Genomic DNA, 24,301 nt, shown 5'->3' on the forward strand with positions numbered 1-24,301 from the left:
TCCGGGCTACTCGATCACACCCGATCGGACAAACCCCTGGTGAATACGACAACGCCCCACACCGCGGCGGTGTGGGGCGTCGTCGATCCGACTGTCAGGCGGGCAGGCTTCCGACGCCCTTCGGCAGGAAGCGCCGGCCAGTCACCTTCTCGGAGATGCCACTGCGGTCCAGGTACGGCGTGACGCCACCGAGGTGGAACGGCCAGCCGGCGCCCAGCACCATGCACAGGTCGATGTCCTGGGCCTCGGCGACCACGCCCTCGTCGAGCATGAGCCGGATCTCCTCGGCCAGGGCTTCGAGTGCTGCCGCGCGTACCTCGTCGGCGGAAAGCGGAGCGGAACCGCCGGCCACCAGCTTGGCCACCTCGGGGTTGATCTCGTCGTCGTCCATCAGGGGCAGGCCGGCGTCGACGATCTTCTTGAGGTTGGGCGAGTCGACGAAGCGCGACGGGAACGCCGCGTGCAGCGTCTCGCCCACGTGGTAGGCGACGGCCGGCCCGACCAACTGGAGCAGCGCGATCGGCCGCATCGGCAGGCCCAGCGGGTCGAACGCCGAGTCCACCACGTCCAGCGGCGTACCGGCGTCGACCGCCTTGAAGACCTCGCTGGTGAATCGGGTCAGGACCCGGTTGACCACGAACGCGGGCGCGTCCTTGACCAGCACCGACGACTTCTTCAGCTCCCGGCCCACGGCGAACGCGGTGGCCAGCGTCACGTCGTCGGTCTTCTCACCCTTGATGATCTCGAGGAGCGGGAGGACCGCGACCGGGTTGAAGAAGTGGAAGCCGACGACCCGCTCGGGGTGCTCGAGGTCGGCGGCCATCTCGGTGACCGACAGCGACGACGTGTTGGTGGCGAGGATCGCCTCCGGGGAGACGATCTTCTCCAGCTCGGCCCAGATCTGCTTCTTCAGGTCGAGGTTCTCGAAGACCGCCTCGATCACGAAGTCGGCGTCGGCGAAGACCGACTTGTCGACCGAGCCGGAGACCAGGCCGCGCAGCTTGGCCGCGGTGCCCTCGTCCATCCGCCCCTTCGACACGGTCTTGTCGATCTGGCCGAGGACGTAGCCGACGCCCTTGTCCACCCGGGTCTGGTCGAGGTCGGTCAGTACGACCGGCACCTGCAGGCGGCGGGCAAACAGCAGCGCGAGCTGGGAGGCCATCAGGCCGGCGCCGATGATGCCGACCTTGGTGACCTTGCGGGCCAGCGACTTGTCGGGCACCCCGACCGGCCGCTTGGCCCGGCGCTGGACCAGGTCGAAGGCGTAGAGCGAAGCCCGGGACTCGTCGCCCATGATCAGGTCGGCGAGGGCCTCGGTCTCGGCCGCCGTGCCGTCGGCGAACGTGGCGTCCTTGGCCAGGGCGAGCAGTTCGAGGGCCTTGTTGGCGGACGGGACCGCGCCGTGCAGCCGCTGGTCGAGCTGCTGCTTGGCGAAGAACAGCACGCCGTCCCACATGTCCTTGTCGACCTCGGGCCGGGTCACCGTCACTTCGTTGTTCACGACGGAAGCGGCCCAGGCGAGCGACGACTCCAGGAAGTCGGCCGCCTCGAAGAGCTCGTCGGCCACGCCCAGCTCGCGGGCCTGCGTGGGGCGCAGGACCTTCTGGGTGAGCGGGTTCTGCAGGATCACCTGGGCGGCGCCGGGGGCACCGATCAGGTTGGGCAGCAGTTGGCTGCCGCCCCAGCCGGGCACCAGGCCGATCGCGACCTCGGGCAGGCCGAGCGCGGCCGCGCCGGTCGACACCGTGCGGTAGTGGCAGTGCAGCGCGACCTCGAGGCCGCCGCCGAGCGCGGCGCCGTTGATGAAGGCGAAGGTCGGGATCGTCGAGTTCTTCAGCCGCGCGAACACCCGGTGGCCGAGCTCGCCGAGCTCGAGCGCCTGTTCCCGCGAGGTGAGGAACGGAATGCCGGTGATGTCGGCGCCGACGCAGAAGATGTAGGGCTTGCCGGTGATCGCGATGAACGCGGGATCCGCTTCCGTCGCCTTGGTGATCGCCTCGTCGAGCGACGCCAGGCCGCCCGGGCCGAAGCTGTTCGGCTTCTTGTAGTCGAACCCGTTGTCCAGGGTGATCAGCGCGGCCTGCTTCGCGAGCCCCGGCACCTGGACAAACCGGACGATGGCCTTGGTGACCACCTCGTTCGGGTGCTCGATCACTTGGACGCCCCTTCCCAGTTCGGGTTCTCCCAGACAACCGTGCCGCCCATGCCGATGCCGATGCACATGGCGGTGAGGCCGTAGCGGACCTCCGGGTGCTCGGCGAAGTGCCGCGCGAGCTGGGTCATCAGCCGCACGCCCGAGGAGGCGAGCGGGTGACCGATGGCGATCGCGCCGCCCCACGGGTTGACCCGCGGGTCGTCGTCGGCGATGCCGTAGTGGTCGAGGAACGCCAGCACCTGGACGGCGAACGCCTCGTTCAGCTCGAACAGGCCGATGTCGTCGATCGTCAGGCCGGCCTTCTTGAGGGCCTTCTCGGTCGAGGGAATAGGCCCGTATCCCATGATTTCCGGCTCTACACCAACAAAGCCGAACGAAACCATGCGCATCGCGACGGGCAGCCCGAGCTCCCGAGCGGTAGCCTCGTCCGCGAGCAGAGCAGCGGTGGCACCGTCGTTCAGACCGGCGGCGTTACCGGCGGTCACCCGGCCATGCGGACGGAACGGCGTCTTGAGCGTGGCCAGCTTCTCCATCGAGGTCTCGCGCGGCGCCTCGTCGACGGTCGCGAGGCCCCAGCCCTGCTCGGCGTTGCGGAGCGCCACCGGCACCAGGTCACCCTGAAGCTTGCCATCGGCGTACGCCTTGGCGGTCTTGATCTGGGAGTTGAGACCGTAGCGGTCGACCCGCTCCTTGGTGATCTCCGGCAGGCGGTCGTGCAGGTTCTCCGCCGTCGAGCCCATCACCAGCGCGGACGGGTCGACGAGCTTCTCGGCCAGGATCCGCGGGTTGGGGTCGACGCCCTCACCCATCGGGTGCCGGCCCATGTGCTCGACACCGCCGGCGATCGCGATGTCGTAGGCGCCCATGGCGATGCCGCCGGCCACGTTGGTCACCGCGGTCATGGCACCCGCGCACATGCGGTCGATGGCGTAGCCCGGCACGGTCTTGGGCAGGCCGGAAAGCAGGGCGGCGGTGCGGCCGATCGTCAGACCTTGGTCGCCGGTCTGGGTGGTGGCCGCGATCGCCACCTCGTCCACCCGCTCGGGCGGAAGCTGGGGATTGCGCCGCATCAGCTCACGGATGCAGCGAATGACCAGGTCATCGGCGCGGGTCTCGGCATACATGCCGCCCGCCTTGCCGAACGGGGTGCGGACGCCGTCGACGAAGACGACCTCACGTACTTCACGGGGCACAGAAGCCTCCTCGCGGGCATATTTCGGTGAGGCGAATGCTACTCGTCGGTAACTAAGGAGTGCCACCGCCCCGCGGGAATGTCACAAGCGCATTAACTGACCCACCAAACCATGCCCGAACCCGGCGGCGTGCTTCGCTTGCGGTTTCCGGGGAGGAGCCGGCGTACGTACGGGCGGTGCCCGCACGTACGCCCTCTGTCAAGCGGTCGGGTCGGGCAGGGCCTCGGCCAGCTGATCGGCCAGCAGGGCAACCTGCCAGTTGCGGGCGCCGAAGCCGCGCAGGATGTCGCCCACCGTCTGCGAGGTCGCCTCGTCCGGTGGGGACCAGGCCAGGCGGCGGACGTAATCGGGGCTGATCAGGTTTTCCGGTGGCAGATTGTTGGACTCGGCCGTGGTGACCACCACCTGACGGCAGCGGGCCAGCCGGGCCGCCGCGATCGGGTCGCGCTCGGCCCAGCGGTGCGGTGGTGGCGGGCCGTCCACCGGCTGGTTCACCGGCAGGGCGTCGTCGGGCAGGGCGCGGGCCTCGTCCAGGGCGTCCAGCCAGACCCGGGCCAGGCGGCGCACCGAGCGACCGCCGAAACCGGGGATGGCCAGCAGCGCCCGTTCGTCCTTCGGGTCCTGCTCGGCGGCGGCCACTATCGCCGAGTCGGGCAGCACCCGGCCGGGGGCCGAGTCGCGGCGGGAGGCCACACCGTCCCGTGCATACCAGAGGGAGCGGACCCGGGACTGCGCCCGCGCGCCGCGAACCCGGTGGATGCCGGAGGTGCGGCGCCACGGGTCGGGGCGCACCCGGGGTGGACGGTCGGCGCTGGCGACCAGGGCGGCGAACTCCTCGGCCGCCCACGCCGACTTGCCCTGCCGGTCCAACTCGGCGGCCAGCAGGTCGCGCAGATCGGTGAGCAGTTCGACGTCGAGGGCCGCGTAGGTCAGCCACGACTCGGGCAGCGGGCGGGTCGACCAGTCGGCCGCGGAGTGGTGCTTCTCCAAGGAATAGCCCAGCAGCTGCTCGGTGAGCGCGGCCAGGCCGACCCGTTCGAAGCCGGCCAGCCGGGCCGCCAGCTCGGTGTCGAACAGCCGGCGCGGTTTCAGGCCCAGCTCCGCCAGGCAGGCGAGGTCCTGGCTGGCCGCGTGCAGCACCCATTCGCTCTCGGCCAGGGCGGCGTCGAGGGTGCGCAGATCGTCCAGCGGCATGGGGTCGATCAGCACCGTGCCCGCGCCGGCCCGGCGCAGCTGCACCAGGTAGGCGCGCTGCGTGTAGCGGTAGCCGGAAGCCCGCTCGGCGTCCACGGCAACGGGGCCGGTGCCGGCCGACATCTTGGCCACCACCTCGGCCAGTTCGGTCTCGGTTTCGACGGGGCGGGGGGTGCCCTCGCGAGGGGCAGTCAGCGGGACGGAGGCGGGAAGGGGGTCGGGACCGCCAGACGTCGGGTCGGGCGGCTCGGCGAGCGGTCGTCCGTCCCCTGCCGGCTCTGGCTCGTCCCGACGGCGCAGGGGTGCTTCGTCGGTCACTCCGTAACCGTACGGGTGCACCACCCCTGCATTGTGCAGCCGGGTACCGGCGCGCCGTTTCTCGATCGAAAGCGGGTTCATCCGCGGAGGCATTCTCTGCGTACTACCTCCCGCAGCGCCGCTACGGCGCCGAGACCCGGGAGGCCGTGCCGGATGACCACCACGTACGACCCGTTCATCCCTGCCGATGGCACCGACCAGTACCAGTACGGCGGCCGGCGTCGCGCGGAGGAGTGGACCGGCGAGCCGAGCTGGCAGTCCGGCACCGGATATCAGCAGCCGCAGTACCAGGAACCGCAGTACCCTCCGGCCTGGCAACAGGAGCCCGAGCCGCGCTGGCCGGGCCCGCCGGAGAGCGTCGCGGAACCGGAGCGTTCCCGGCCGGCCCGCCCCCGGGTGAAGCCGCTGGCGGCCGGCCTGGTCGGGGTCCTGGTGGCGGTGGCCGGTTGGCAGGCGTACCGCATCGAGTCGATGAACAGCGACAACGCCTCGCTGCACTCGGTGCTCGCGGCCGAGCAGGACCGCACCGACCGGCTGGAGAAGGAGTTGGCCGGGGTCTTCGACCCCGAGGCCGTCTCCTCGAAGGTGCTGCCGAGCGTGTTCCGGGTCCGGGCGGGCGACTTCACCGGTACGGCGTTCTCGGTCGGCACGAAGGCGCAGGGTGGCCAGTCGAACCTGTTCACCAACTATCACGTGGTCGCCGAGCTCTACACCGACGGCGGCCGGGCGGTCACCCTGGAACGCGGCAACACGAAGATCAAAGCGACCATCGTGAAGGTCAGCAAGGGCAAGGACCTCGCGCTGCTGCGGGCCGACCAGGAGATCCCGGCCCTGGCCACGGCGACCGCGCAGGTCAGGCCCGGCCAGCAGGTGGTCGTGGTGGGCGCGCCGCTCGGTCTGGACGACACCGTCACGACCGGTGTGATCAGCGCTTACCGTCCCTCCGACCCGGACGGCCCGACGATCCAGTTCGACGCGCCGATCAACCCGGGCAACTCCGGCGGCCCGGTGGTCAACTCCAGCAATCAGGTGGTCGGCCTGGCCACCGCCAAGGCCAAGGACGCCGAGGGCATCGGCCTGGCCATCCCGATCAAGACGGCCTGCACGACCTTCGCCGTCTGCTAGAGAATCGCTAACCGACCCGGTGGCGTTCCGAGAGGGACGTCACCCCGGGCGGCGGCAGTCCCGCGGTCGAGGCGAGCATCGCGCACCAGCCCAGCAGGTGCGCGGCCGTGTCGGTGGAGGTCGGCGTCCAGGACGCGCGCACCTCGAGGTCGGCGGTGGGCAGCGGCCCGGCCAGGTCACCGAACCGGGTCGACGCGGTCTGCGTGATCGTGCCGCCGATCGCGGTGTAACCGGCCTCGTGCTGCTCCAGCGCGTCGGTCAGCCACGTCCAGGCCACCGCGGGCAGCAGCGGGTCGCCCGCCATGTCCGGTTCCAGCTCCGCCGTGACCAGGGTGACCAGGCGAACGTCGCCGCGCCACGAGTCGTGTCCGGCCGGGTCGTGCAGCAGGATCAGCCGTCCGCTCGCCACCTCGTCGCCGGACCGCAGCACGGTCGCGGACAGCGCGAACGAGTGCGGCGCGAGGCGCTGCGGCGCGGCGATCTCCTCGAGCAGGATCTCCGGCCGGGGCGCGGCCGCCCGCAACCCGGCGACGGCGCGGGTGAACGCCTCGGGGGGAGCGGAGGGGGTCGCCATGCCGTGAGCCTATGCCGATCACCGTTGTCAGTCGTCGATCGCCGCGCCGGAAACAACGCATGGCACCATTGCGCGGTGACGACAGCTAGCGATTCGGCGTTCGTGCGGGCGTGCCGCGGCCAGAGCGTGCCGCACACCCCGGTCTGGTTCATGCGGCAGGCCGGGCGGTCGCTGCCCGAGTACCGCAAGATCCGCGAGGACGTCGGGATGCTCGAGTCCTGCCGCCGACCGGAACTGGTCACCGAGATCACCCTGCAGCCGGTCCGCCGGCACAACGTCGACGCGGCGATCCTGTTCAGCGACATCGTGGTGCCGCTCGCGGCGGCCGGTGTCGACCTGGACATCGTGGCCGGCACCGGCCCGGTGGTGGCCGAGCCGATCCGCACGGCCGGCGACCTGGACCGGCTGCGCCCGATCACCGCGGACGACGTCTCGTTCGTCGGCGAGTCGGTCCGCCTGCTGGTCGGCGAGCTCGGCGCCACCCCCTTGATCGGGTTCGCCGGAGCGCCGTTCACGCTGGCCAGCTACCTGATCGAGGGCGGACCGTCGAGGACCTACACCAGGACCAAGGCGATGATGTACGGCGATCCGCAGCTCTGGCACGCGCTGCTGTCCCGGCTCGCCGGGATCACGGCGGCGTTCCTGCGCACCCAGATCGACGCGGGGGTCAGCGCGGTCCAGCTGTTCGACTCCTGGGCCGGCGCCCTCAGCGAGGCCGACTACCGCGAGTTCGTCCTGCCGCACTCGGCCGAGGTGCTGGGCGGTCTGGCCGACGCCGGGGTGCCGCGCATCCACTTCGGTGTTGGCACGTCGATCCTGCTCCGGGCGATGGGCGAGGCCGGTGCCGACGTGGTCGGCGTCGACTGGCGCACCCCGCTCGACCAGGCGACGGCGCTGATCGGGCCGGAGCGGGCGGTGCAGGGCAACCTCGACCCGGCGGTGCTCTTCGCCACCTGGGACGTCGTGGAGCGGGAGGCCCGCCGGGTGCTCGCGCAGGGCCGCGCGGCCCCCGGGCACGTCTTCAACCTGGGCCACGGCGTGCTGCCGGAGACGAATCCCGACATGCTCACCCGGCTGGTCGAGCTGGTGCACACCGTCTCCGCGCGCTGACCGGGACTTTCGGCCCTCCCCGAACGAGATGGGGGTGCAGGGTGGGTTGCCGTGGGCCTCACAGCGACCGACCCCGGTGGTCACGGTGGCACGCGACCTGGGAGGGTTGACAGCGTGCGTAAGCGGGTTGCGGTCATCGGTGGCGGCATCGCCGGCCTAGCCGCCGCGGTGCGCCTGCGGGATCTGACCCCGCCGGGCACCGAGATCATCGTGTACGAGCAGGGCGGCGTCCTCGGCGGCAAACTGCGCACCGGTGAGCTGGCCGGCCGGCCGGTCGAGCGGGGCGCCGAGTCCTTCCTGAGCGCCGGCCCCGACGGCGGTGAGTCCGCGGTCGTGAGCCTGGCCCGGCATCTGGGCCTCGGTGACGCCCTGGTGCATCCGGCCACCGTGCCGGCCGCGTTGTCGATCGGCGGCCGGCTGACCCCGGTGCCCGGCGGCACGCTGATCGGCGTGCCCGGCGACCTCACCCAGCTCGGCGACGTGGCCCATGTGGCCGGCGCCGACCGCGACGAGGGCCACCCACTGCTGGCCGCGGGCGAAGACGTGGCGGTGGGTGAGCTGGTCCGCGCCCGCTACGGCGACGAGGTCGTCGACCGGCTCGTCGACCCGATGCTCGGCGGGGTCTACGCGGGGCGGGCCGACCGACTGTCCCTCGAGGTCACGATGCCGCAGCTGGCCGCGACCGCCCGGGTCGAGCACACGTTGCAGGCCGCCGTGCGGGCCGCGCAGGCCGCCCGCACCCGTGCGGCCGGTCCGGTGTTCACCGCGGTGGACGGCGGCATGACCCGGCTGGTGGCCGCGGCCGCCACCGCGAGCGGGGCGCGGATCAGCCTGGGCCTGCCGGTGCGCGACCTGTCCCGCACCGCGCACGGCTGGCGGCTGCTGCTCGGCCCGGTGCCGGCCCCGCAGACCGACGACGTCGACGCGGTGGTGCTGGCCGTGCCGGCCAAGCCCGCATCCCGCCTGCTGGCCGGCATCTCGGCCGAGGCCGCCGGGGTGATCGGCCGGCTCGACTACGCGAGCGTGGCGCTGGCCGCGCTCGCCCTGCCGCCCGGCACGCCGCTGCCGGAGCTGTCCGGTTTCCTGGTGCCGCCGAGCGAGGGCACCCTGGTGAAAGCGGCGACGTTTTTCACCCGCAAGTGGCCGCATCTCGGTGGCGAGTCCGGCGCGGTGATCGTGCGGGCGTCACTGGGCCGGCACGGCGAGGAGGACCGCCTCCAACTCGCCGACGAGGACCTGCTCGCCCGGGCCCGCCGCGAGTTGGGCGAGCTCATCGGCGGCGAGTTGCCGCCACCGGCCGCATCCTGGATCCAGCGGTGGGGCGGCGGCCTCCCGCAGTACACCCCCGGCCACCACGAGCGGGTGGCCTTCGCCCGGCAGCAGTTGCCCGCCGGCCTGGCGCTGGCCGGTGCCGCCTTCGACGGCGTGGGCATCCCGGCCTGCGTGGTCAGCGGCGAGCGGGCCGCCGAAGACGTCAGCAAGTCCCTGGAGGAATAGATGAGCGACGAGTCCCAGTCGAACGCGGCCCGGATCAACGAGCTGAACGCGACGATCCGCTACACGATGTGGTCGGTGTTCCGGGCGGCCACGCCGCTGCCGGCCCTGCGGGAGGACCTGTCGAACGAGGTCGACACCCTGTTCGACCAGCTGTCCGGCAAGGACGTGACGATCCGCGGCACGTACGACGTGTCCGGGCTGCGCGCCGACGCCGACGTGATGATCTGGTGGCACTCCAGCTCCTCGGACGCCCTGCAGGACGCGTACAGCCTCTTCCGGAAGACGGCCTTCGGCCGGCACCTTTCCCCGGTCTGGTCGCAGATGGCGCTGCACCGGCCGGCCGAGTTCAACAAGAGCCACCTGCCGGCCTTCCTGGCCGGCGAGGAGGCCAGGCCGTACATCTGCGTCTACCCGTTCGTCCGCTCCTACGAGTGGTATTTGCTGCCCGACGAGGACCGTCGGCACATGCTGGCCGAGCACGGTCGGCAGGCTCGCGGCTTCCCGGACGTGCGGGCCAACACGGTCGCGTCGTTCGCGTTGGGCGACTACGAGTGGATGCTGGCCTTCGAGGCCGACGAGCTGCACCGCATCGTCGACCTGATGCGCGAGCTGCGCGCCTCCACCGCTCGCCGGCACGTCCGCGAGGAGGTCCCGTTCTACACGGGCCGGCGCCGCTCGATCACCGAGCTCGTCGCGGCTCTGCCCTAGGGCCGACGCATCGGAATGTGCGGAATGCCGTCCTCGATGTATTCCGGGCCGGTTTGTTGGAAGCCGAACTTGGCGTAGAAATTCGCCAGGTACGCCTGCGCCTCCAGGGCGCTCGGGCGGTTGCCGATGATGGTCAGCGCCTCTTCGACCAGGCGGGCGGCCAGGCCGGTCCCGCGCGCCTTGGGGGCGGTCACCACGCGGCCGATCCGCTGCGTCTCGCCGTCCTGCAGCACCCGGAGGTACGCGCGGATCTCCCCGTCGCGTTCGAACCACACGTGCCGCGTCCCGGGCTCGGTGTCCCGGCCGTCGAGGTCGGGGTAGACGCAGTCCTGCTCGACCACGAACACGTCGCTGCGGAGCTTGAGGATCCCGTAGAGCGTCGTGGTGTCCAGGTCGGCGAACGAGGCGGAGCGAAGGTCGTCAGGCATGTGCCGAATCGTATGCGGCGCGCCGTCACCCGTATCGCGGCCAGGGGTTGTACGGATGGAGGCATGATCAAGAAGAGCAGGCTCTTCGGCAACAAGACGCGGGTGACCTTCTGCCTGCCGAGCGACGTGCCGGCCGGCCGGGTGAGTGTGGTGGGTACGTTCAACAGCTGGGAGCCGGGCGCGCACGAGCTCAAGCCGCGCCGCGACGGCACCCGCACGGTGAGCGTGCCGCTGGCACCGGGCCACTACGAGTTCCGCTACCTGGCGAGCGACGGCGTGTGGCTGGACGACGAGCAGGGCAGCGAGCTCCACCTCTAACCGCGAAAAGCCAGAAAAAGTCTCATTTATGGCTAATCTGGCTGTATGACCATGTACGAGACCTCGGAGCTGCACAAGCGTGTAGCGCGGTACGAGTCGGCGGTGGATGAGCTGCGGGCGGCACATCAGGACATTCGGACCGTCCTGGTCGATCAGGTGCTCTACGAGCGCTGGCAGCAGATCGGCGCCGAGCTCGGTTTCGCCGCCCCGGCCGCCGCGGCCGCCGCGCAGCAGCAGGAGCTGAACGCGATGAACCAGCAGATCCCGCAGATGGCCGAGGCCTGGGCAGGGTGATCAAGCCCGCCGCCGCCGTCGCCCCCCTCTGCCGCCGGGGCGACGCCGGCGGAGCTGTACTTTTGCTGGCATGTCTGTGGACACCCAGTACGAGGACCTGCTGCGCCGCGTCCTCACCACCGGAACCCCGAAGAGTGACCGCACCGGCACCGGCACGGTGAGCCTGTTCGGTGAGCGGCTGCGCTACGACCTGTCGCAGGGCTTTCCGCTGATCACCACGAAGCGGGTGCACTTCAAGTCGGTGGCCGTCGAGCTGCTCTGGTTCCTGCGCGGCGACAGCAACGTGAGCTGGCTGAAGGACCAGGGCATCTCCATCTGGGACGAGTGGGCCGACGAGCAGGGTGAGCTCGGCCCCGTCTACGGCGTGCAGTGGCGGTCGTGGCCGACTCCGGACGGTGGGCACGTCGACCAGATCACCTCGGTGCTGGAGACGCTCCGCAAGGACCCCGACTCGCGCCGCATGCTGGTCTCGGCGTGGAACGTGGCCGATCTGCCGTCGATGGCGCTCGCGCCGTGCCACGCGATGTTCCAGTTCTACGTGGCCGACGGCCGGCTGAGCTGCCAGCTCTACCAGCGCAGCGCCGACCTCTTCCTCGGCGTGCCGTTCAACATCGCCAGCTACGCACTGCTCACCCGCATGGTGGCGGCCCAGGTCGGGCTCACCCCGGGTGACTTCATCTGGGTGGGCGGCGACTGCCACATCTACTCGAACCACGTCGAGCAGGTGAACGAGCAGCTGTCCCGGAAGGCGTTCGAGTTCCCGGAGCTCGAGATCGCCCCGGCCGGCTCGCTCTTCGACTACCGGTACGAGGACTTTTCCCTGGTCAACTACCAGCACCACCCCGCGCTGCGGGCGCCGGTGGCGGTGTGACCGTCCACATGATCTGGGCCGAGGCCCGGGATCGGGTGATCGGCGCCGAGGGCGGCATCCCGTGGCATCTGCCGGGCGAGCAGGCCCTGTTCAAGGAGCGGACGATGGGCGCGGCCGTGGTCATGGGCCGCGCCACCTGGGATTCGCTGCCGGAGCGGGTGCGGCCGCTGCCGGGCCGCCGGAACGTCGTGCTGACCCGGGACCCGGACTGGACGGCGCCGGGCGCCGAAGTGGCGCACGCGGTGCACGCCGTCGATCTCAGCGGCGAGGTCTGGGTGATCGGCGGCGCGGCGGTCTACGAGGCGTTCCTGCCGATCGCGACGCATGTCGTGCGCACCCGGATCGACCTCGAGGTCGCGGGCGACACCCGGGCGCCGGCGCTGGGCGACAGCTGGGTGCTGAAGTCCGGCTCGGGATGGCAGACCGCGTCCAACGGGCTGCGCTACGTCGTCGAGGAGCTGGAACGGGCGCTCTGACGTTCGTACTCCGGCAGCCCGGCGCAATTGTCGCCGGGCTGCATCGTTCGTCAGGCCTTCGGGTCGAGCTTGATCGAGAGGCTGTTGACGCAGTGGCGGGTGTTCTTCGCGGTGAACTGCTCGCCGCGGAAGACGTGGCCCAGGTGTGAGTCGCACCGGGCGCAGCGGATCTCGACCCGCAGCATGCCGAGGGTGCGGTCCTCGATCTCCTTGACCGCGCCGGGGATGGCGTCATCGAACGACGGCCAGCCGCAGTGCGAGTCGAACTTGTAGTCGCTGGGGTACAGCTCGGCGCCGCAGGCGCGGCACGTGTACATGCCCTCGGTCTTGGTCTCTACATACTCCCCGGACCAGGGGGCCTCGGTGCCGGCCTGGCGCAGGACCCGGAACTCAGCCGGGCTGAGCCGGACCCGCCACTCGTCCTCGGTGGTGGGCAGGGTGGTCTCGTTCGGTGCCATGTGCCAACGGTACGTCCGACGCACCGCAAGTGCGGCCGGCGCCGTAACCGCATCCGTTGGACAGGCATGGAAGATGCATCGCCCGCGACGTTCCGTCCCACGTGGCAGCAGGCTCTCGGCCGCGGCCTCTATCTCGGCGCGCTGATCGGGGTGGTGGGAATCACCACCGCCCTGGCCTTCGGCCGGCCCTTTCTGGCCTTCGGCCCGGCCATCGCGGGGGCGGTGATCGGGCTGCTGTTGCGCCGGTTCACCGGTGTCGAGCTGGGCGCGCGCGGCATCCGGACCAGGGCGGGCTTCGCGCCGTGGCATCGGGTGGTGGACATGCGGGCCGAGCGCCGGGGCAAGCGGACGGTGGTCTCGGTCTATCTCGACTCCGGTGCGAGCGTGCAGCTTCAGGCCCCGTACAGCGGTGATCTGTTCGCCGCCGACCCTCGCTTCGAGTCAAAGATGTTCGCTTTGTCGCATTTGTGGCGTAGTCACCGTTTCGGTGGTCTTCCGGGATGATGACCCGCCGGGGGGTGTTTACGGGTAAATCGGGCAAATGCCGTAAGCTCGCCTCCGGACCCTGGAAACACCGCAACAGAACGGAAAACTCCTCATGAGTGCAACTCGTCGAATTCTCGCCGCCGGACTGCCCTCAGTGGCCGTCGCTGCGGCTCTGGCCTTTTCCGCCTCGCCGGCCCTGGCCGTCGCGGAGTACGCGGCCCGCCCGGCCGTCACCGCTACGCCGTGTGCCGACGACGACCGCACCAAGTGTGACTACGGCTCGGACACGGGCGAGGCGCCCGCGACCGGCGGGCCCACCCGCGGCCACGCCGGCTACGGCACCACGACGCCGAGCCACACGGTGACGCCGAGCCCGAGTGCGACCACGCCGTCCGGCAACGTCGACACCGTGCCGCCGACCACGCCGCCGGGCGTGCAGGACACCGTCACGCCCACGCCGACCAGCAGCACCGGCGGCGGCGTCAGCCCCGCCCACACCCTTCCGGTGACCGGTGCCCCGATGGGCGCGATCGTCTCGCTCGGCGCCCTGATGGTCGCCGGCGGCGTCGCCTCGGTCTGGTACACCCGGCGTCGTCGCAACGCCTGACATCCGATTTATCCGCCTAAGTCAGGCGGCTTGCGCTTCCCTCTCGGGTACGCCGTGGACAGCGCGACGGAGGCCGTCCGGCTCGAAGCCGGACGGCCTCCGGTTTTTTGTCGCACCCGCGGCATAGGGTCGAATGCATGCCGAAAGCCGCAGCGGAAGAGCACGAGATCGCCGGCCACACCGTCCGGCTGAGCAGCCCTGACAAGATCTGCTTCCCGAGCAAGGGCTACACGAAGCGCGACGTGTTCGAGTATTACCGTTCCGTCGGCGACGGCATCCTGCGCGCCCTGCGGGACCGGCCCACCACGCTGCAGCGCTTCCCCGACGGCATCGACGGCGAGATGTTCTTCCAGAAACGCATCGCCACCCGCGGGGTGCCGCCCTGGGTGCAGACCGCGACGATCAGCTTCCCGAGCGGGCGGACGGCCGACGAGCTGTGCCCGGCCGACCTCGCCCACGTGGCCTGGGCCGCGCAGATGGGCACGATCGTCTTCCACCCCTGGCCGGTGCGGGCCGCCGCCCCCGACAACCCCGACGAGCTGCGCATCGACCTCGACCCGCACGCCGGCACCGGCTTCGGCGACGTGGTCGCGGCGGCCGGGGTGATCCGCGAGGTGCTCGACGACCTGGGCTTCGTGGGTTATCCGAAGACCTCCGGCGGCCGCGGCGTGCACGTCTACGTGCGGATCGCGCCGCAGTGGTCGTTCGTGCAGGTGCGGCGGGCGGCGATCGCCCTGGCCCGGGAGGTCGAGCGGCGCAGCCCCGACCGGATCACCACCGCGTGGTGGAAGGAGGAGCGCGGCGAGAAGGTGTTCCTCGACTTCAACCAGATGGCGCGGGACCGCACGATCGCCTGCGCCTATTCTCTGCGCGCCACCGCCCGGGCCACCGTGTCCACCCCGGTGACCTGGGCCGAGCTGACCGAGGTGGAGCCGGACGACTTCGATCTGCGCACGGTGCCGGCCCGGTTCGCCAAGATCGGTGACCCGCACGCGGGCATCGACGACGTGGCGCATGACATCACCCCGCTGCTGGAGTGGGTCGAGCGGGACGAAAAGGCCGGCCAGGGCGACATGCCCTATCCGCCCGACCACCCGAAGATGCCGGGCGAGCCGCCGCGGGTGCAGCCGAGCAAGATGAACAAGGCGAACTGGACCTCCGCCGACTAGATCGACAGCTTCATGCCCTCGTGCGAGGCGGTGAAGCCGAGCTTCTCGTAGAAGCGGTGTGCCTCGGTGCGGCGCTTGTCCGTGGTGAGCTGGACGACCTTGCAGCCGCGATCACGGGCGCGCTGCACGGCGTACGCCATCAATTGGTGGCCGAAGCCGCCGCCGCGCTGATCGGCCCGCACCCGGACGGCCTCGATCGTCATCCGCCAGGATCCGCCGCGGCTCAGGCCGGGCGTGAAGGTGAGCTGGCAGGTCGCCAGCACCTCGCCGCCGTCCACCCCGACGATCAGCTCGTTGCCCGGATCGGCGTCGATCGCCTCGAAGGCCGCCCAGGTCGCGGCGTCCACCTCCTCGGGCACCGTGCCGAAACCCCGCGCCCGGCTGATCTCGTCGTCGGCGAGCAGCTCCAGGATCGCGGGCACATCTGCCCGTTCGGCCAGGCGGAACTCCATCGATCGCGTCCTCCCCGTTGAGTGCGTGGCTCAGGCACGATGTTGGCCATGCACGTGCTGCTCACACCGTTCCGGCGGGCCTACCGGGTGCTCGTCTGGCTGGCCAACTCACCGCGCACCCTCATTCTTTCCTACGCGCTGCTCATCTTCGTCTGCGCCGTCCTCTACCACTTCTTCGAGAAGGACGCCTCGGTCGGTGACGCGGTGTGGTGGGCCGTCGTGACCGCCTCCACCGTCGGTTACGGCGACATCTCGCCGTCGACCTGGCAGGGGCGGGTGGTCGCCGGGGTGCTCATCTCGGTCATGGTGCTGCTGGTGATCCCGCTGATCACCGCGCACTTCGCCAGCAAGCTGATCGTGGACACCGATGCCTTCCGGCACGACGAGCAGGAAGAGCTCAAGCACAACCTGCGCCGGGTGAAGGTGCTCCTCGAGGCCCTCGCCGAGCGGGAGGGCGTCACTTTGCCGGACAGCGCAAACCCTCCTGCGGCACCGTCAGATCGATGAGGTAACCGTCGACCGCCTGCACGATGCACTTGGTGCTCGGGTACGCCGTGTGGCCCTCCCCCTCCCAGGTGAGCACGTGCCCGACACCCAGCATGCTCGCCAGGTCGGCGGTGTTCTCGTAGGGCGTGGCCGGGTCGCCGGTGGTGCCGACCACCACGATCGGCGGGGCGCCGTTGGCCGTGCTCGCCGGGTAGGGGTCGCGCTCACCCGGCCAGAACGTGCACGGCAGCATGCCGACCGCCAGCGCCGCCCCGAACAGCGGGTACTTCTTACGCCACTCGCCCTGGAGCTTGCGGACCTCCTCCACGCTGGGCGCGTCCTTGGTGTCGGCGCAGTTCACCGCGAGGTTGGCGTCGAACAGGTTGCTGTAGCTGCCGTCCGGTTTCCGCTCCGCGTACTGGTCGGCCAGGGTGAAGATGCCCTTGGCGTTGCCCTGCTGAAGGCCCGCCACCGCCTGCGCGAGGGTGGTCCAGCCCGACTCCGAGTAGAGCGACGAGATCACCGCGACGAAGATCCAGCCGGCGGTCGCCTTGCGACCGTCCGAGTAGGCGATCGGGTTCTTCGCGGCGGCGGCCATCGCGTCGGTCACCGCCTTGCGCGCGTCCGGCGCGATCGGGCACTTCGCCGGGGTCGCCTTGCACCAGGCGGTGAAGTTGGTGAACGCCCGCTCGAAGCCCTTGGCCTGCGACTCGGAGCCCTGCACGTAGGTCTGCTTCGGGTCGACCGCGCCGTCCAGCACCATCGCCCGGATGTTGGCCGGGAACTGCTGGGCGTAGGTGGCGCCGAGCAGCGTGCCGTAGGACCAGCCCAGGTAGGACAGTTTCTCGTCGCCGACCGCGGCCCGGATCGAGTCCATGTCCTTGGCGGCCTGCTCGGTGGAGAAGTTGACCAGCTGGTCGCCGTACTTCGCGCCGCAGTCGCCGGCGATCTTCTTGTTCAGCGCCACCAGGCTGTCGAAGTCGGCCTGGCTGGCCGGGTCGGGCGGGGCCGCGAAGCTGGCGTCCTGGTCGCTGTTGTCGATGCACTTGATCGGGTCGGAGCGGCCGACCCCGCGCGGGTCGAAGCCGATGATGTCGAACTTGTCGGTGATCTCGGTGGGCAGACCGCCGAGCGCCTCGCCGTAGGAGAGGTAGACGGCGGTGTCGACGCCGGAGCCGCCCGGGCCGCCCGGGTTGATCAGTAGCGAGCCGATCCGGTTCTTCTGCGTCGCGGAGTGGATGCGGATCACCGAGATCGAATAGGTCTCGCCGCCGCTCTGCGGATCGTTCCAGTCGCGCGGGACGGCGATGTCGGCGCAGTCGTACTGCATCCCGGTGGCGCCCCGGCCGACCAGGTCGCGCGGAACGTCGTCGCAGGACCGCCAGTCGGTGCTCGAGCCGGGCGCCGCGGAGGTGCTCTTGGCGAACGGATCGTCCTCGCCCGAACCGTCCGGTGCGAACGTGGGCACGGTGCAACCCGCGAGGGTGATCACCATGGCGGCGAGGATTCCGACGACCAGACGGGTGCGACGCGGCACTGTTACGGCCTTTCGACGGCTGGGCTTGCTGGAGTCGAGGCTAGCCGGTCCTGATTTACCGGCTTGTCAAGACCTCGGCCAGGTTGAACTGGACCGGCCGTTCCAGCTGCTCGTAGGTGCAGGTGTGCGGCTCCCGGTCGGGCCGCCAGCGCTCGAACTGGGCGGTGTGCCGGAACCGGACGCCCTCCATGTAGTCGTAACGCACCTCGACCACCCGCTCCGGCCGCAACGGCGTGAACGACAGGTCCTTGCCGTTGTTCCACCGGCTGTACTCGTTCTTGCGCGGGGTGCGCTCGCCCTGCATCTGCGCGGCCCAGTCCCACGGGTGCCCCTCGAACGACGTGACCAGCGGCTGGAGCTCGCGGAACAGCTCCTCGCGCACCGCGATGGGGAACGCGCCGATCACCCCGACCGAGGCCAGCACGCCGCGCTCGTCGTACAGCCCGAGCAGCAGCGACCCGATCCGGTCCTCGGCGGACTTGTGCACCCGGTAGCCGGCTACCACACAGTCGGCCGTCCGCTTGTGCTTGATCTTCGTCATCACCCGCTTGTCGGGCTGGTAGGTGAGCTCGGGCGACTTGGCGATCAACCCGTCGAGCCCGGCCCCCTCGAACTCGGCGAACCACCGCCGCGCGGTGGGAAGATCGTCGGTGGCCGGGGTGATGTGCACCGGCGGCCGCGCATTTTTCAGTACGTCCACCAGGCGTGCCCGCCGTTCGGCGAAGGGCAGCTCGCTGAGGTCCTCATCGCCGATGGCGAGCAGGTCGAACGCGACGAAGCTGGCCGGGGTCTGCTCACTCAGCAGCTTGACCCGGCTCGCGGCCGGGTGGATGCGCTGCTGCAGCGCCTCGAAATCGAGCGTGTTGCGCTCGGTGTCGGCCACGATCACCTCGCCGTCGATCACCGCCCGCTCCGGGAAGTTGGCCAGCACGGCCTCGACGACCTCGGGAAAATACCTGGTCATCGGTTTCTCGTTGCGGCTGCCGATCTCGACCTCCGGACCGTCCCGGAAGATGATCGAGCGGAAGCCGTCCCACTTCGGCTCGTAGACCTGGCCGGGCGGAATCTCCGCCACGGGCTTGGCGAGCATCGGCTTGACCGGCGGATTGATCGGCAGCTGCATGGCCCCAGTCTGCCGCTTCCGGCGTGATCCGGAAGCCCCTCGGTTTTTTGGCCTTTACCTTCCCCCGAGGGGAAGCCCCACACTCGTCCCCATGACCTCCCGCACGCTCACCATCGGCGAGTTCGCCCGCCGGGCCGGCCTCACCGCGAAAGTCCTTCGCGCCTATGACGACTCCGGTCTGCTGCGGCCTGCTTCGGTCGATCCGCTCAACGGCTACCGCTATTACCAACCCGACCAGTTGGAGCGCGCTCGTCGCCTCAGCGTGCTCCGCCGGCTCGAGATGCCGCTGGCGGTCGCCGCCGAGATCCTCGACGCACCCGACGCGGAGGCGGTGGTTCGCCTCGATCGCTGGTGGGCGGCGGAGGAGGCGGCGATGCAGGCCCGACGGGGGAGTCTGCACTGGTTGCGCGGTCGCCTGGCCAACAGCGCCAGCTCGGTCGAGGCGAGCTTCACGGTGCGGGTCCGGGAGGTCCCGACCTTCAAGATCGCTTCAATCCGTACGGCGGTCGACCAGAACGGCCTGGTCGAGGCCATTCGCGACCTGGAGTGGGCGATCCGTTCCCACCTGCACGGCTGGGCCGAGGCCGAGTTCGCCGAGCACTGGGTGATCTTTCACGGTCCGGTCACGCCGGAGAGCGAGGCGACCATCGAGGTCTGCGTCCCGTTCACCGGTGTGGTCGAGCCGCTCGGCGAGATCGCGATCCGGCTGGAGTCGGCGCATCGCGAGGCCTACGCGACGGTGGCCCGCGATGACTGCTTCTATCCGCGCATCATGCGGGCCTACGAGGCGGTCGACGACTACCTGAGCACCGAGGGCCTGACCCGCATCGGCCCCGAGCGTGAGATCTACCTGGGCGAGTGGCACCGCATCGCCGGCACCGATCCGTTCGTGCACGTGTCGATACCCATCAAGGAGTGACAGACATGGACTACACCCGGCAGACCCGGTTCTCCGACCCCCGACGGCACGCGGCGCTGTTCGATCCGCTTCCCGCCGACCCCGACGGCATCGGCGCGGTCGTGCGCAACCTCGCCGTGCACTACCGCGCGTCCGGCATCGACTTCCCACCCGACCGGCTCACCGAGATCGACAGCCGCTGGGTCGACCGCATGCTCGACGCCGACCGCAGCCGACATTCCACCCCGCTCGCCGAGCCGCGGCCGCCTTCTGAGCGCATCGTCGGCTGCTGCCGCGACTTCACGCTGCTGACGGTGGCCGCCCTGCGGCACAAGGGCATCCCCGCCCGGAGCCGGGTCGGGTTCGGCGACTACTTCGACCCGACGTTCCACATCGACCACGTGATCACGGAGTACTGGGACGGTGCCCGCTGGATCGCCACCGACAGCCAGATGGACCTGCCCGACGTGCGCCTGAGCGAGGGCGGCCTGCGTCCCGCCGCGCAGGTGTGGGCGGCCTACCGCCGCGGCGAGATCGATGTCGACACCTTCGGCGTCGGCCCCGACCTGCCGGCCGAGCTGCGGGGCGCGGCGTTCGTGCGCAACTACGTCATCTACGAGCTGGCCCACCGCCGCGGCGACGAGCTGCTGCTCTGGGACGTGTGGGGCGACGTGAGCCTGACGCTGGGCGACAACCTGGGGCTGATCGACGAGATAGCCGACCTCCTCCAGTCCGCCGACGCGGGCGATCGAAGCGCCGAGCGCAAGCTGGCCGACCTCTACGCTTCCGAGCCCCGCCTGCACCCCGGCCGCCACATCACCTGCGCCACCCCCAACCGCCCACCCTCGGAGGCCGACCTGCACCGCCCCACCTGAACCGCCCAGCGCGTCCTCGCGTAGGTGGGTGGCTCGTCGCTCAGCGGTTGTCGCCGCTGCCGCCCAGGACGCCGCGGTTCTGGCGACTGGCCAGCTTGGTCAAGTTGGCCGTCGCGATGTCGTCGAGCGACAGATCGAGGTAGTCGGCGAGCACCGCTACGTACCAGAGCACGTCGCCGAGTTCCTTGGCGATGTCCGCCCGGTCGATCCGCGACTCGTCGCTGTCGAGGTCCCGCACCCACTTCTTGAACTTCTCGGCGATCTCACCCGACTCGCCGGCCAGCCCGAGCACCAGGTGAAGCAGCTCGTTCTTCGTGTCGCGTGCGGAGGCGGTGCGCAGGGCGCCGCGCTGATACTCGTCCAGGTCCATGGGCGGTCAGTGGACCAGGACGGTGAGCAGGCGGTCCAGTTCGGTGGACGGGTCGGTGGCCAGGCCCATGTGCACCGGGCCGGCGCGCAGGATCGTGCTGCGAGGGGCTACCAGCCAGCGGAAACGTTCGCCCGGCTTCATGGTGGCGGCTGCGCCGGCGCCGGTGCAGGTGGCCTCCCACGCGGCCAGGGCGGCGGCCACGGCCGGCACGTCGACCTTTGGGTCCAGGGCGCGCAGGCGGTCCTCGTGCAGGTGGGTGCGGGCGGCCAGGAAATCCTGGCGCTGGCTGTAGAGAAGCACGCCCACGTTGATCAGTTCGCCGCGTTCGATGCGGGGGACGGCCTGGATGATCGCGTACTCGTAGGGGACTCTCACGGCAGCCACGCCTCCGGCTGCTCGGCCCGCTGGGACAGGTGGTTCAGGTAGGCGTCGCGGTCCACGTCTTCCAGCCATTCGTCGGGCACCAGGGTCAGCACCTCGGCGATCAGCTCCGGGGTCAGCCGGGCGGCCAGCGTGGGGCCCTCGGTGGCCAGTGCCGTGGCATAGGGCTTGAGCACGTGGTCGTCCCATTTGTAGGGGCGGTGCACCACGGCCTCGGCTCTCGGCCAGTTGTGGTGGAAGTACAGGGTGGCGCCGTGGTCGATCAGCCATAGCGCGTTGTGCCAGATCAGCAGGTTCGGGTTGCGCCAGCTGCGGTCCACGTTCTCCACGAAGGCGTCGAACGCGAGCACCCTCGAGGCCAGCACCGGGTCGACCGGGTGTGCGACCGGGTCGTAGCCGAGAGAGCCGGGCAGGAAGTCCATGCCCAGGTTGGCGCCGGCGCTTGCCTTGATCAGCTCCTGGACTTCCTCGTCGGGCTCGGCGCGGGCCACGATCGGGTCCAGGTGCACCACGGCCAGCTCGGGGACGGGCAGGTCCAGCCGGCGGGCCAGTTCGCCCGAGATCACCTCGGCGACCAGCGCCTTCGGTCCCTGCCCGGCGCCGCGAAACTTCACGACGTACGTCCCCAGGTCGTCGGCCTCGACGACGCCGGGCAGGGAACCGCCCTCGCGTAGCGGCGTGACATAGCGGAGGGCGGTTACCTGACGTAGCACGCCGCTCATTAGATCAGGCGGTGGCCGGTCCCTGCCGCCGCAGCTCGTCGACCTTGGTCATGGCTTCACGCAGCTCGGTCAGCCACTCCTCGGTGTGCTGGCCGACCAGTTTCACGCACCAGGCCAACGCCTCCGACCGGGAGCGGGCCACGCCGGCGTCGACCAGCGTGTCCAGGATCTGCCGCTCGGGCTGGCGCAGGCGCGTCATCACCGGAGCGGACAGATGGGTGAACAGCTCATTGGTGTCGCCGCAGCGCACGCCCCAGGCGACCTTGCGCTGGTAGCGGTGCTCGACCTGACGGGCCACCCGGATCCGGTCCTCCCGGGTGTCCTCGCGGAACTGGTTGATCCGGCCGGCCTGGGCGGCTGCCCGGTCGGCGTCGGTGGCGTCGGCGCCGAGGTCCGGCGCGGCCATCCGGGCCCAAATGATGATCTCGTCGCGGTCGACCACGACCTCGGGACGCTCGGTGAACCACCCGTCCGGGATTGCCCCGGTAACCCAGGCGGCAGCGTCGTCGGCGGCCGGGGGCTCGTTGCGGGCCCCCGGCGGAGCGGGACGGTAACGCATATCCAACCTCCCCATACGAACGTGATTACAGGATTACACCGTTACAGCGCTTACTGCCATCACGTTCGCCAGGGGCGGAAGTCAGGTTCGGATTGCCGCGAGCTGGGTCGCCTGCGCCACGAGGTTGTCCTTGGCGTCCCAGACGTACGCGATCTCGTCCATCCGGCTCGCGACGATCTCGGTGGCGTGCATGGTCACCCGCAGCGGGCCGGGTGCCGGTAGCCGCCGCAGGTAGGCGGTGAGCGTGATCGTCGGCGCCCAGCCCGTCACGCCCAGCGTGAGCGAGATCGGCGGGGCCGGGTCGAGGGCGATCAGCAGGCTCAGCGGGTCCCAGTCGGCGCCGTCGGCCAGGCGCAGCCAGGCGGCGATCCGCCCGGCGGTGGAGGGCTGCCCGGCCGCGAAGCCCAGGTCGGCCGGGTCGAGCCGATGCTCGACCACGTCCAGCAGGTGCACCGGGAACTGCGCACCCGGCGGGTTCGACGGGAGCCGGAAGCAGTCCTCCTCGGCCGGCATTTCGGGCCGGCTCACCCCGCTCCACCAGGCCTCCGACTCGTCCAGCGTCCCCTGGGTGACCAGCGACTCGGCACACGGGATGCCGTCCTGCTCGAGCCGTGCCCGGAACTGGGCCTGGCTGCGCCCGGCGCGCAGCAGCTCGACCGCCACCGTCGCCCGGCCGGGCTTCGGCGGCCGGAGGAACGAGGTGGTGCCCGCGACCAGGTGCGGGTGGTCGGCGTCGGCGGCGCCGACGGCCCGGCACATGATCGCCATCAGATAGCCGCCGTGCAGCTTGTCGCCGATCGCCCACTGCGGGTCGAGGTCGGCCTCGTAGGTGCCGTTTCCGCCGCTCACGGCCGTCGCTTCCGCGAAGGTCTTCATTCGATCAAGCTGCCACGGCAAACTTGACGCCGTCAACTTCGCCGATGCCCGAGTGGCCCATGTCAAGGCGCTTCGGTGGCTCAGGCGTCGTGGCGTGCCATCTGGGCGTCGCGAAGATCGGCGTGCATCTCCCACGGGGCCTGGGGGAGGACGTGCCCGGTCTCCAGCAGTGACTTCAGGTTGGCCATGACGGCGGGCCAGCCGGCCGAGATCGCGTGCAGCTCGTCGTCGCCGGCCAGGTTCTCGTGGGTCACGGTCAGCCGGACGATGTCGTGGTAGGGCTCGACGGTGAAGGTCACCACCGAGGGGTCGTCGTCGGGCTGGGCGTTCGGGTCCTCGAACGTGATCGCCAGACGGGACGGCGGGGTGGACTCGATCACCCGGCCGACGCAGTCGACGATCTCGGAGCCGTCGACCCGGCGGTGCTCCCAGCGCGAGCCGGGCTGCCAGTCGGAGATGTTGCTGTGCCCCCAGAAATCGGCGGTCAGATCGGCGTCGGTGAGCGCGTGCCAGACCCGCTCGGGGGTGCTCTCGATGTAGGTCACGTAGACGAAGCTGGGTTTCATGTCTGGCTCCTCCGCGTTCTGCTTGATGGCGGCCAGCGCGTTCAGCCGGGGCTGGTCGAACGGCGCGAGCCAGCGCTGTTGCATGTCGTGGATCGGGACCGGGTTGAGGTAGTGCAGCTTCTCCCGGCCGTTACGGACCGTGCTGATCAGGTTGGCCTCTTGGAGAACGGCCAGATGCTGGGTGACCGACTGCCGGGCCATCGCGAGCTGCCCGCACAGCTGCCCGAGCGTCTGCCCATCGTTTTTCCGCAGGCTGTCGAGCAACCGCCGCCGGGAAGGGTCGGCGAGCGCTCTGAACACGGCGTCGCTCACCCGAGCATTATGCAGGCAGCAGACTGCATAACGTCAAGTAAGCGGGAGCAACCACTTACGCAGAATGAAGGGCCAGGGCCAGCCTTGCTGGGCCCCGGCCCGGCCTCGGCGGGAGCAGCGGTCTGTACCCACCACCCAGATGCGACAAGAAGGTCTTGAAGGT

Annotated in this window: 29 protein-coding genes; 14 read left to right on the forward strand and 15 right to left on the reverse strand. The window is 70.5% G+C overall.

Annotated elements, in window-relative coordinates:
• Nucleotides 1-94: 94 nt before the first annotated feature.
• From Ato02nite_RS11270 to Ato02nite_RS11280, 3 genes are all read right to left on the reverse strand, one after another.
• Complete coding sequence (locus tag Ato02nite_RS11270; protein ID WP_213006401.1) at nt 95-2,155, reverse strand: 3-hydroxyacyl-CoA dehydrogenase NAD-binding domain-containing protein; 2,061 nt, start codon at nt 2,153-2,155, stop codon at nt 95-97.
• Nucleotides 2,152-3,348 carry a thiolase family protein gene (locus Ato02nite_RS11275; protein WP_213006402.1) on the reverse strand — a complete coding sequence of 399 codons (1,197 nt, stop codon included), beginning with the start codon at nt 3,346-3,348 and terminating at the stop codon, nt 2,152-2,154. The genes Ato02nite_RS11270 and Ato02nite_RS11275 overlap by 4 nt, the downstream gene beginning before the upstream one ends.
• A 198-nt stretch (nt 3,349-3,546) precedes the next feature.
• The gene (locus Ato02nite_RS11280; protein ID WP_438873033.1) at nt 3,547-4,860 is read right to left on the reverse strand and encodes a ribonuclease D; all 1,314 of its coding nucleotides are present in this window, start codon (nt 4,858-4,860) and stop codon (nt 3,547-3,549) included.
• 153 nt (nt 4,861-5,013) lie between these two features.
• On the opposite strand from Ato02nite_RS11280, the gene Ato02nite_RS11285 reads away from it, so the two are divergent.
• Nucleotides 5,014-5,985, forward strand: coding sequence for a S1C family serine protease (locus Ato02nite_RS11285; protein WP_213006404.1), 972 nt, complete (start codon nt 5,014-5,016; stop codon nt 5,983-5,985).
• A gap of 7 nt (nt 5,986-5,992) precedes the next feature.
• Here Ato02nite_RS11285 and Ato02nite_RS11290 read toward each other — a convergent pair whose 3' ends face one another.
• The gene (locus Ato02nite_RS11290; protein ID WP_213006405.1) at nt 5,993-6,559 is read right to left on the reverse strand and encodes a DUF3000 domain-containing protein; all 567 of its coding nucleotides are present in this window, start codon (nt 6,557-6,559) and stop codon (nt 5,993-5,995) included.
• A gap of 75 nt (nt 6,560-6,634) precedes the next feature.
• On the opposite strand from Ato02nite_RS11290, the gene hemE reads away from it, so the two are divergent.
• The 3 genes from hemE (at nt 6,635) to hemQ (ending at nt 9,874) form a co-directional block, all read left to right on the forward strand.
• Nucleotides 6,635-7,669, forward strand: coding sequence for a uroporphyrinogen decarboxylase (gene hemE, locus Ato02nite_RS11295; protein ID WP_213006406.1), 1,035 nt, complete (start codon nt 6,635-6,637; stop codon nt 7,667-7,669).
• A gap of 114 nt (nt 7,670-7,783) precedes the next feature.
• Nucleotides 7,784-9,166 carry a protoporphyrinogen oxidase gene (hemG, locus tag Ato02nite_RS11300; RefSeq protein ID WP_213006407.1) on the forward strand — a complete coding sequence of 461 codons (1,383 nt, stop codon included), beginning with the start codon at nt 7,784-7,786 and terminating at the stop codon, nt 9,164-9,166.
• Entirely contained in the window at nt 9,167-9,874 is a 708-nt protein-coding gene (gene hemQ / locus Ato02nite_RS11305) for a hydrogen peroxide-dependent heme synthase (protein WP_213006408.1), read from the forward strand.
• On the opposite strand, the gene Ato02nite_RS11310 is transcribed toward hemQ, so the two are convergent.
• Nucleotides 9,871-10,302, reverse strand: a complete 432-nt coding sequence (locus Ato02nite_RS11310; protein ID WP_213006409.1) for a GNAT family N-acetyltransferase — start codon at nt 10,300-10,302, stop codon at nt 9,871-9,873. The two genes, hemQ and Ato02nite_RS11310, sit on opposite strands and share 4 nt — an antisense overlap.
• Before the next feature lie 63 nt (nt 10,303-10,365).
• Between Ato02nite_RS11310 and Ato02nite_RS11315 the strand changes: the two genes are divergently transcribed.
• From Ato02nite_RS11315 to Ato02nite_RS11330, 4 genes are all read left to right on the forward strand, one after another.
• Nucleotides 10,366-10,620 (forward strand): isoamylase early set domain-containing protein, encoded by a 255-nt coding sequence (locus tag Ato02nite_RS11315; protein ID WP_213006410.1) that lies wholly within the window; start codon nt 10,366-10,368, stop codon nt 10,618-10,620.
• A gap of 45 nt (nt 10,621-10,665) precedes the next feature.
• Nucleotides 10,666-10,914, forward strand: coding sequence for a hypothetical protein (locus Ato02nite_RS11320; protein WP_213006411.1), 249 nt, complete (start codon nt 10,666-10,668; stop codon nt 10,912-10,914).
• A 70-nt stretch (nt 10,915-10,984) separates the two neighbouring features.
• Nucleotides 10,985-11,785 carry a thymidylate synthase gene (locus Ato02nite_RS11325; protein WP_213006412.1) on the forward strand — a complete coding sequence of 267 codons (801 nt, stop codon included), beginning with the start codon at nt 10,985-10,987 and terminating at the stop codon, nt 11,783-11,785.
• A complete protein-coding gene (locus tag Ato02nite_RS11330; RefSeq protein ID WP_246606591.1) occupies nt 11,782-12,261 on the forward strand; it encodes a dihydrofolate reductase in 480 nt (159 codons plus the stop codon). The genes Ato02nite_RS11325 and Ato02nite_RS11330 overlap by 4 nt, the downstream gene beginning before the upstream one ends.
• A gap of 50 nt (nt 12,262-12,311) precedes the next feature.
• On the opposite strand, the gene msrB is transcribed toward Ato02nite_RS11330, so the two are convergent.
• On the reverse strand, nt 12,312-12,719 hold the full coding sequence (msrB, locus tag Ato02nite_RS11335) for a peptide-methionine (R)-S-oxide reductase MsrB (RefSeq protein ID WP_213006413.1): 408 nt from the start codon (nt 12,717-12,719) through the stop codon (nt 12,312-12,314).
• Between the two features lie 66 nt (nt 12,720-12,785).
• Here msrB and Ato02nite_RS11340 point away from each other — a divergent pair, with 66 nt between their 5' ends.
• The 3 genes from Ato02nite_RS11340 (at nt 12,786) to ligD (ending at nt 14,981) form a co-directional block, all read left to right on the forward strand.
• Nucleotides 12,786-13,223: a hypothetical protein gene (locus tag Ato02nite_RS11340; RefSeq protein WP_213006414.1), complete on the forward strand. Its 438-nt coding sequence runs from the start codon at nt 12,786-12,788 to the stop codon at nt 13,221-13,223.
• Between the two features lie 94 nt (nt 13,224-13,317).
• Nucleotides 13,318-13,812, forward strand: coding sequence for an LPXTG cell wall anchor domain-containing protein (locus Ato02nite_RS11345; protein ID WP_213006415.1), 495 nt, complete (start codon nt 13,318-13,320; stop codon nt 13,810-13,812).
• A 137-nt stretch (nt 13,813-13,949) separates the two neighbouring features.
• Nucleotides 13,950-14,981 (forward strand): non-homologous end-joining DNA ligase, encoded by a 1,032-nt coding sequence (gene ligD / locus Ato02nite_RS11350; RefSeq protein ID WP_213006416.1) that lies wholly within the window; start codon nt 13,950-13,952, stop codon nt 14,979-14,981.
• Here the strand turns inward: ligD and Ato02nite_RS11355 are convergent.
• A complete protein-coding gene (locus tag Ato02nite_RS11355) occupies nt 14,978-15,433 on the reverse strand; it encodes a GNAT family N-acetyltransferase (RefSeq protein ID WP_213006417.1) in 456 nt (151 codons plus the stop codon). The two genes, ligD and Ato02nite_RS11355, sit on opposite strands and share 4 nt — an antisense overlap.
• A 48-nt stretch (nt 15,434-15,481) precedes the next feature.
• Here Ato02nite_RS11355 and Ato02nite_RS11360 point away from each other — a divergent pair, with 48 nt between their 5' ends.
• Nucleotides 15,482-15,940 carry a potassium channel family protein gene (locus Ato02nite_RS11360; protein ID WP_213006418.1) on the forward strand — a complete coding sequence of 153 codons (459 nt, stop codon included), beginning with the start codon at nt 15,482-15,484 and terminating at the stop codon, nt 15,938-15,940.
• Here Ato02nite_RS11360 and Ato02nite_RS11365 read toward each other — a convergent pair.
• Together Ato02nite_RS11365 and Ato02nite_RS11370 are read right to left on the reverse strand one after the other, a co-directional pair.
• Entirely contained in the window at nt 15,891-17,414 is a 1,524-nt protein-coding gene (locus Ato02nite_RS11365) for an alpha/beta hydrolase (RefSeq protein WP_213006419.1), read from the reverse strand. The genes Ato02nite_RS11360 and Ato02nite_RS11365 overlap by 50 nt on opposite strands.
• A gap of 97 nt (nt 17,415-17,511) precedes the next feature.
• Entirely contained in the window at nt 17,512-18,579 is a 1,068-nt protein-coding gene (locus Ato02nite_RS11370; protein ID WP_213006420.1) for an ATP-dependent DNA ligase, read from the reverse strand.
• A gap of 91 nt (nt 18,580-18,670) precedes the next feature.
• On the opposite strand from Ato02nite_RS11370, the gene Ato02nite_RS11375 reads away from it, so the two are divergent.
• Both Ato02nite_RS11375 and Ato02nite_RS11380 read left to right on the forward strand, forming a co-directional pair.
• A complete protein-coding gene (locus tag Ato02nite_RS11375; protein ID WP_213006421.1) occupies nt 18,671-19,498 on the forward strand; it encodes a MerR family transcriptional regulator in 828 nt (275 codons plus the stop codon).
• 5 nt (nt 19,499-19,503) lie between these two features.
• Entirely contained in the window at nt 19,504-20,352 is an 849-nt protein-coding gene (locus tag Ato02nite_RS11380) for a transglutaminase-like domain-containing protein (protein WP_213006422.1), read from the forward strand.
• 40 nt (nt 20,353-20,392) lie between these two features.
• Here Ato02nite_RS11380 and Ato02nite_RS11385 read toward each other — a convergent pair whose 3' ends face one another.
• The 6 genes from Ato02nite_RS11385 to Ato02nite_RS11410 form a co-directional block, all read right to left on the reverse strand.
• Nucleotides 20,393-20,722 carry a nucleoside triphosphate pyrophosphohydrolase family protein gene (locus Ato02nite_RS11385; protein WP_213006423.1) on the reverse strand — a complete coding sequence of 110 codons (330 nt, stop codon included), beginning with the start codon at nt 20,720-20,722 and terminating at the stop codon, nt 20,393-20,395.
• A gap of 6 nt (nt 20,723-20,728) precedes the next feature.
• On the reverse strand, nt 20,729-21,106 hold the full coding sequence (locus Ato02nite_RS11390; protein ID WP_307853663.1) for a DUF3037 domain-containing protein: 378 nt from the start codon (nt 21,104-21,106) through the stop codon (nt 20,729-20,731).
• Entirely contained in the window at nt 21,094-21,825 is a 732-nt protein-coding gene (locus tag Ato02nite_RS11395) for a HipA family kinase (RefSeq protein ID WP_213006424.1), read from the reverse strand. The genes Ato02nite_RS11390 and Ato02nite_RS11395 overlap by 13 nt, the downstream gene beginning before the upstream one ends.
• Nucleotides 21,826-21,829: 4 nt before the next feature.
• Nucleotides 21,830-22,384: an ATP-binding transcription factor AbmR gene (gene abmR / locus Ato02nite_RS11400; RefSeq protein WP_213006425.1), complete on the reverse strand. Its 555-nt coding sequence runs from the start codon at nt 22,382-22,384 to the stop codon at nt 21,830-21,832.
• A gap of 81 nt (nt 22,385-22,465) precedes the next feature.
• Entirely contained in the window at nt 22,466-23,260 is a 795-nt protein-coding gene (locus tag Ato02nite_RS11405; RefSeq protein ID WP_213006426.1) for a thioesterase family protein, read from the reverse strand.
• An 80-nt stretch (nt 23,261-23,340) separates the two neighbouring features.
• Nucleotides 23,341-24,138 (reverse strand): ArsR/SmtB family transcription factor, encoded by a 798-nt coding sequence (locus tag Ato02nite_RS11410; RefSeq protein ID WP_246606601.1) that lies wholly within the window; start codon nt 24,136-24,138, stop codon nt 23,341-23,343.
• Nucleotides 24,139-24,301: the final 163 nt, after the last annotated feature.

Source organism: Paractinoplanes toevensis (assembly GCF_018332695.1).
Lineage (GTDB): Bacteria > Actinomycetota > Actinomycetes > Mycobacteriales > Micromonosporaceae > Actinoplanes > Actinoplanes toevensis.

Bases quoted from the DNA above. Each gene is read 5' to 3' on its own strand.
- Ato02nite_RS11340 (WP_213006414.1), top strand. From the start codon at position 12,786: ATGGAAGATGCATCGCCCGCGACGTTCCGTCCCACGTGGCAGCAGGCT.
- hemQ (WP_213006408.1), top strand. From the start codon at position 9,167: ATGAGCGACGAGTCCCAGTCGAACGCGGCCCGGATCAACGAGCTGAAC.
- Ato02nite_RS11325 (WP_213006412.1), top strand. From the start codon at position 10,985: ATGTCTGTGGACACCCAGTACGAGGACCTGCTGCGCCGCGTCCTCACC.
- Ato02nite_RS11405 (WP_213006426.1), bottom strand. From the start codon at position 23,260: ATGAAGACCTTCGCGGAAGCGACGGCCGTGAGCGGCGGAAACGGCACC.
- abmR (WP_213006425.1), bottom strand. From the start codon at position 22,384: ATGCGTTACCGTCCCGCTCCGCCGGGGGCCCGCAACGAGCCCCCGGCC.
- Ato02nite_RS11365 (WP_213006419.1), bottom strand. From the start codon at position 17,414: ATGGTGATCACCCTCGCGGGTTGCACCGTGCCCACGTTCGCACCGGAC.
- ligD (WP_213006416.1), top strand. From the start codon at position 13,950: ATGCCGAAAGCCGCAGCGGAAGAGCACGAGATCGCCGGCCACACCGTC.
- Ato02nite_RS11375 (WP_213006421.1), top strand. From the start codon at position 18,671: ATGACCTCCCGCACGCTCACCATCGGCGAGTTCGCCCGCCGGGCCGGC.
- Ato02nite_RS11290 (WP_213006405.1), bottom strand. From the start codon at position 6,559: ATGGCGACCCCCTCCGCTCCCCCCGAGGCGTTCACCCGCGCCGTCGCC.
- Ato02nite_RS11310 (WP_213006409.1), bottom strand. From the start codon at position 10,302: ATGCCTGACGACCTTCGCTCCGCCTCGTTCGCCGACCTGGACACCACG.
- msrB (WP_213006413.1), bottom strand. From the start codon at position 12,719: ATGGCACCGAACGAGACCACCCTGCCCACCACCGAGGACGAGTGGCGG.
- Ato02nite_RS11370 (WP_213006420.1), bottom strand. From the start codon at position 18,579: ATGCAGCTGCCGATCAATCCGCCGGTCAAGCCGATGCTCGCCAAGCCC.
- Ato02nite_RS11395 (WP_213006424.1), bottom strand. From the start codon at position 21,825: ATGAGCGGCGTGCTACGTCAGGTAACCGCCCTCCGCTATGTCACGCCG.
- Ato02nite_RS11360 (WP_213006418.1), top strand. From the start codon at position 15,482: ATGCACGTGCTGCTCACACCGTTCCGGCGGGCCTACCGGGTGCTCGTC.
- Ato02nite_RS11285 (WP_213006404.1), top strand. From the start codon at position 5,014: ATGACCACCACGTACGACCCGTTCATCCCTGCCGATGGCACCGACCAG.
- Ato02nite_RS11380 (WP_213006422.1), top strand. From the start codon at position 19,504: ATGGACTACACCCGGCAGACCCGGTTCTCCGACCCCCGACGGCACGCG.
- Ato02nite_RS11345 (WP_213006415.1), top strand. From the start codon at position 13,318: ATGAGTGCAACTCGTCGAATTCTCGCCGCCGGACTGCCCTCAGTGGCC.
- Ato02nite_RS11315 (WP_213006410.1), top strand. From the start codon at position 10,366: ATGATCAAGAAGAGCAGGCTCTTCGGCAACAAGACGCGGGTGACCTTC.
- Ato02nite_RS11355 (WP_213006417.1), bottom strand. From the start codon at position 15,433: ATGGAGTTCCGCCTGGCCGAACGGGCAGATGTGCCCGCGATCCTGGAG.
- Ato02nite_RS11320 (WP_213006411.1), top strand. From the start codon at position 10,666: ATGACCATGTACGAGACCTCGGAGCTGCACAAGCGTGTAGCGCGGTAC.
- Ato02nite_RS11385 (WP_213006423.1), bottom strand. From the start codon at position 20,722: ATGGACCTGGACGAGTATCAGCGCGGCGCCCTGCGCACCGCCTCCGCA.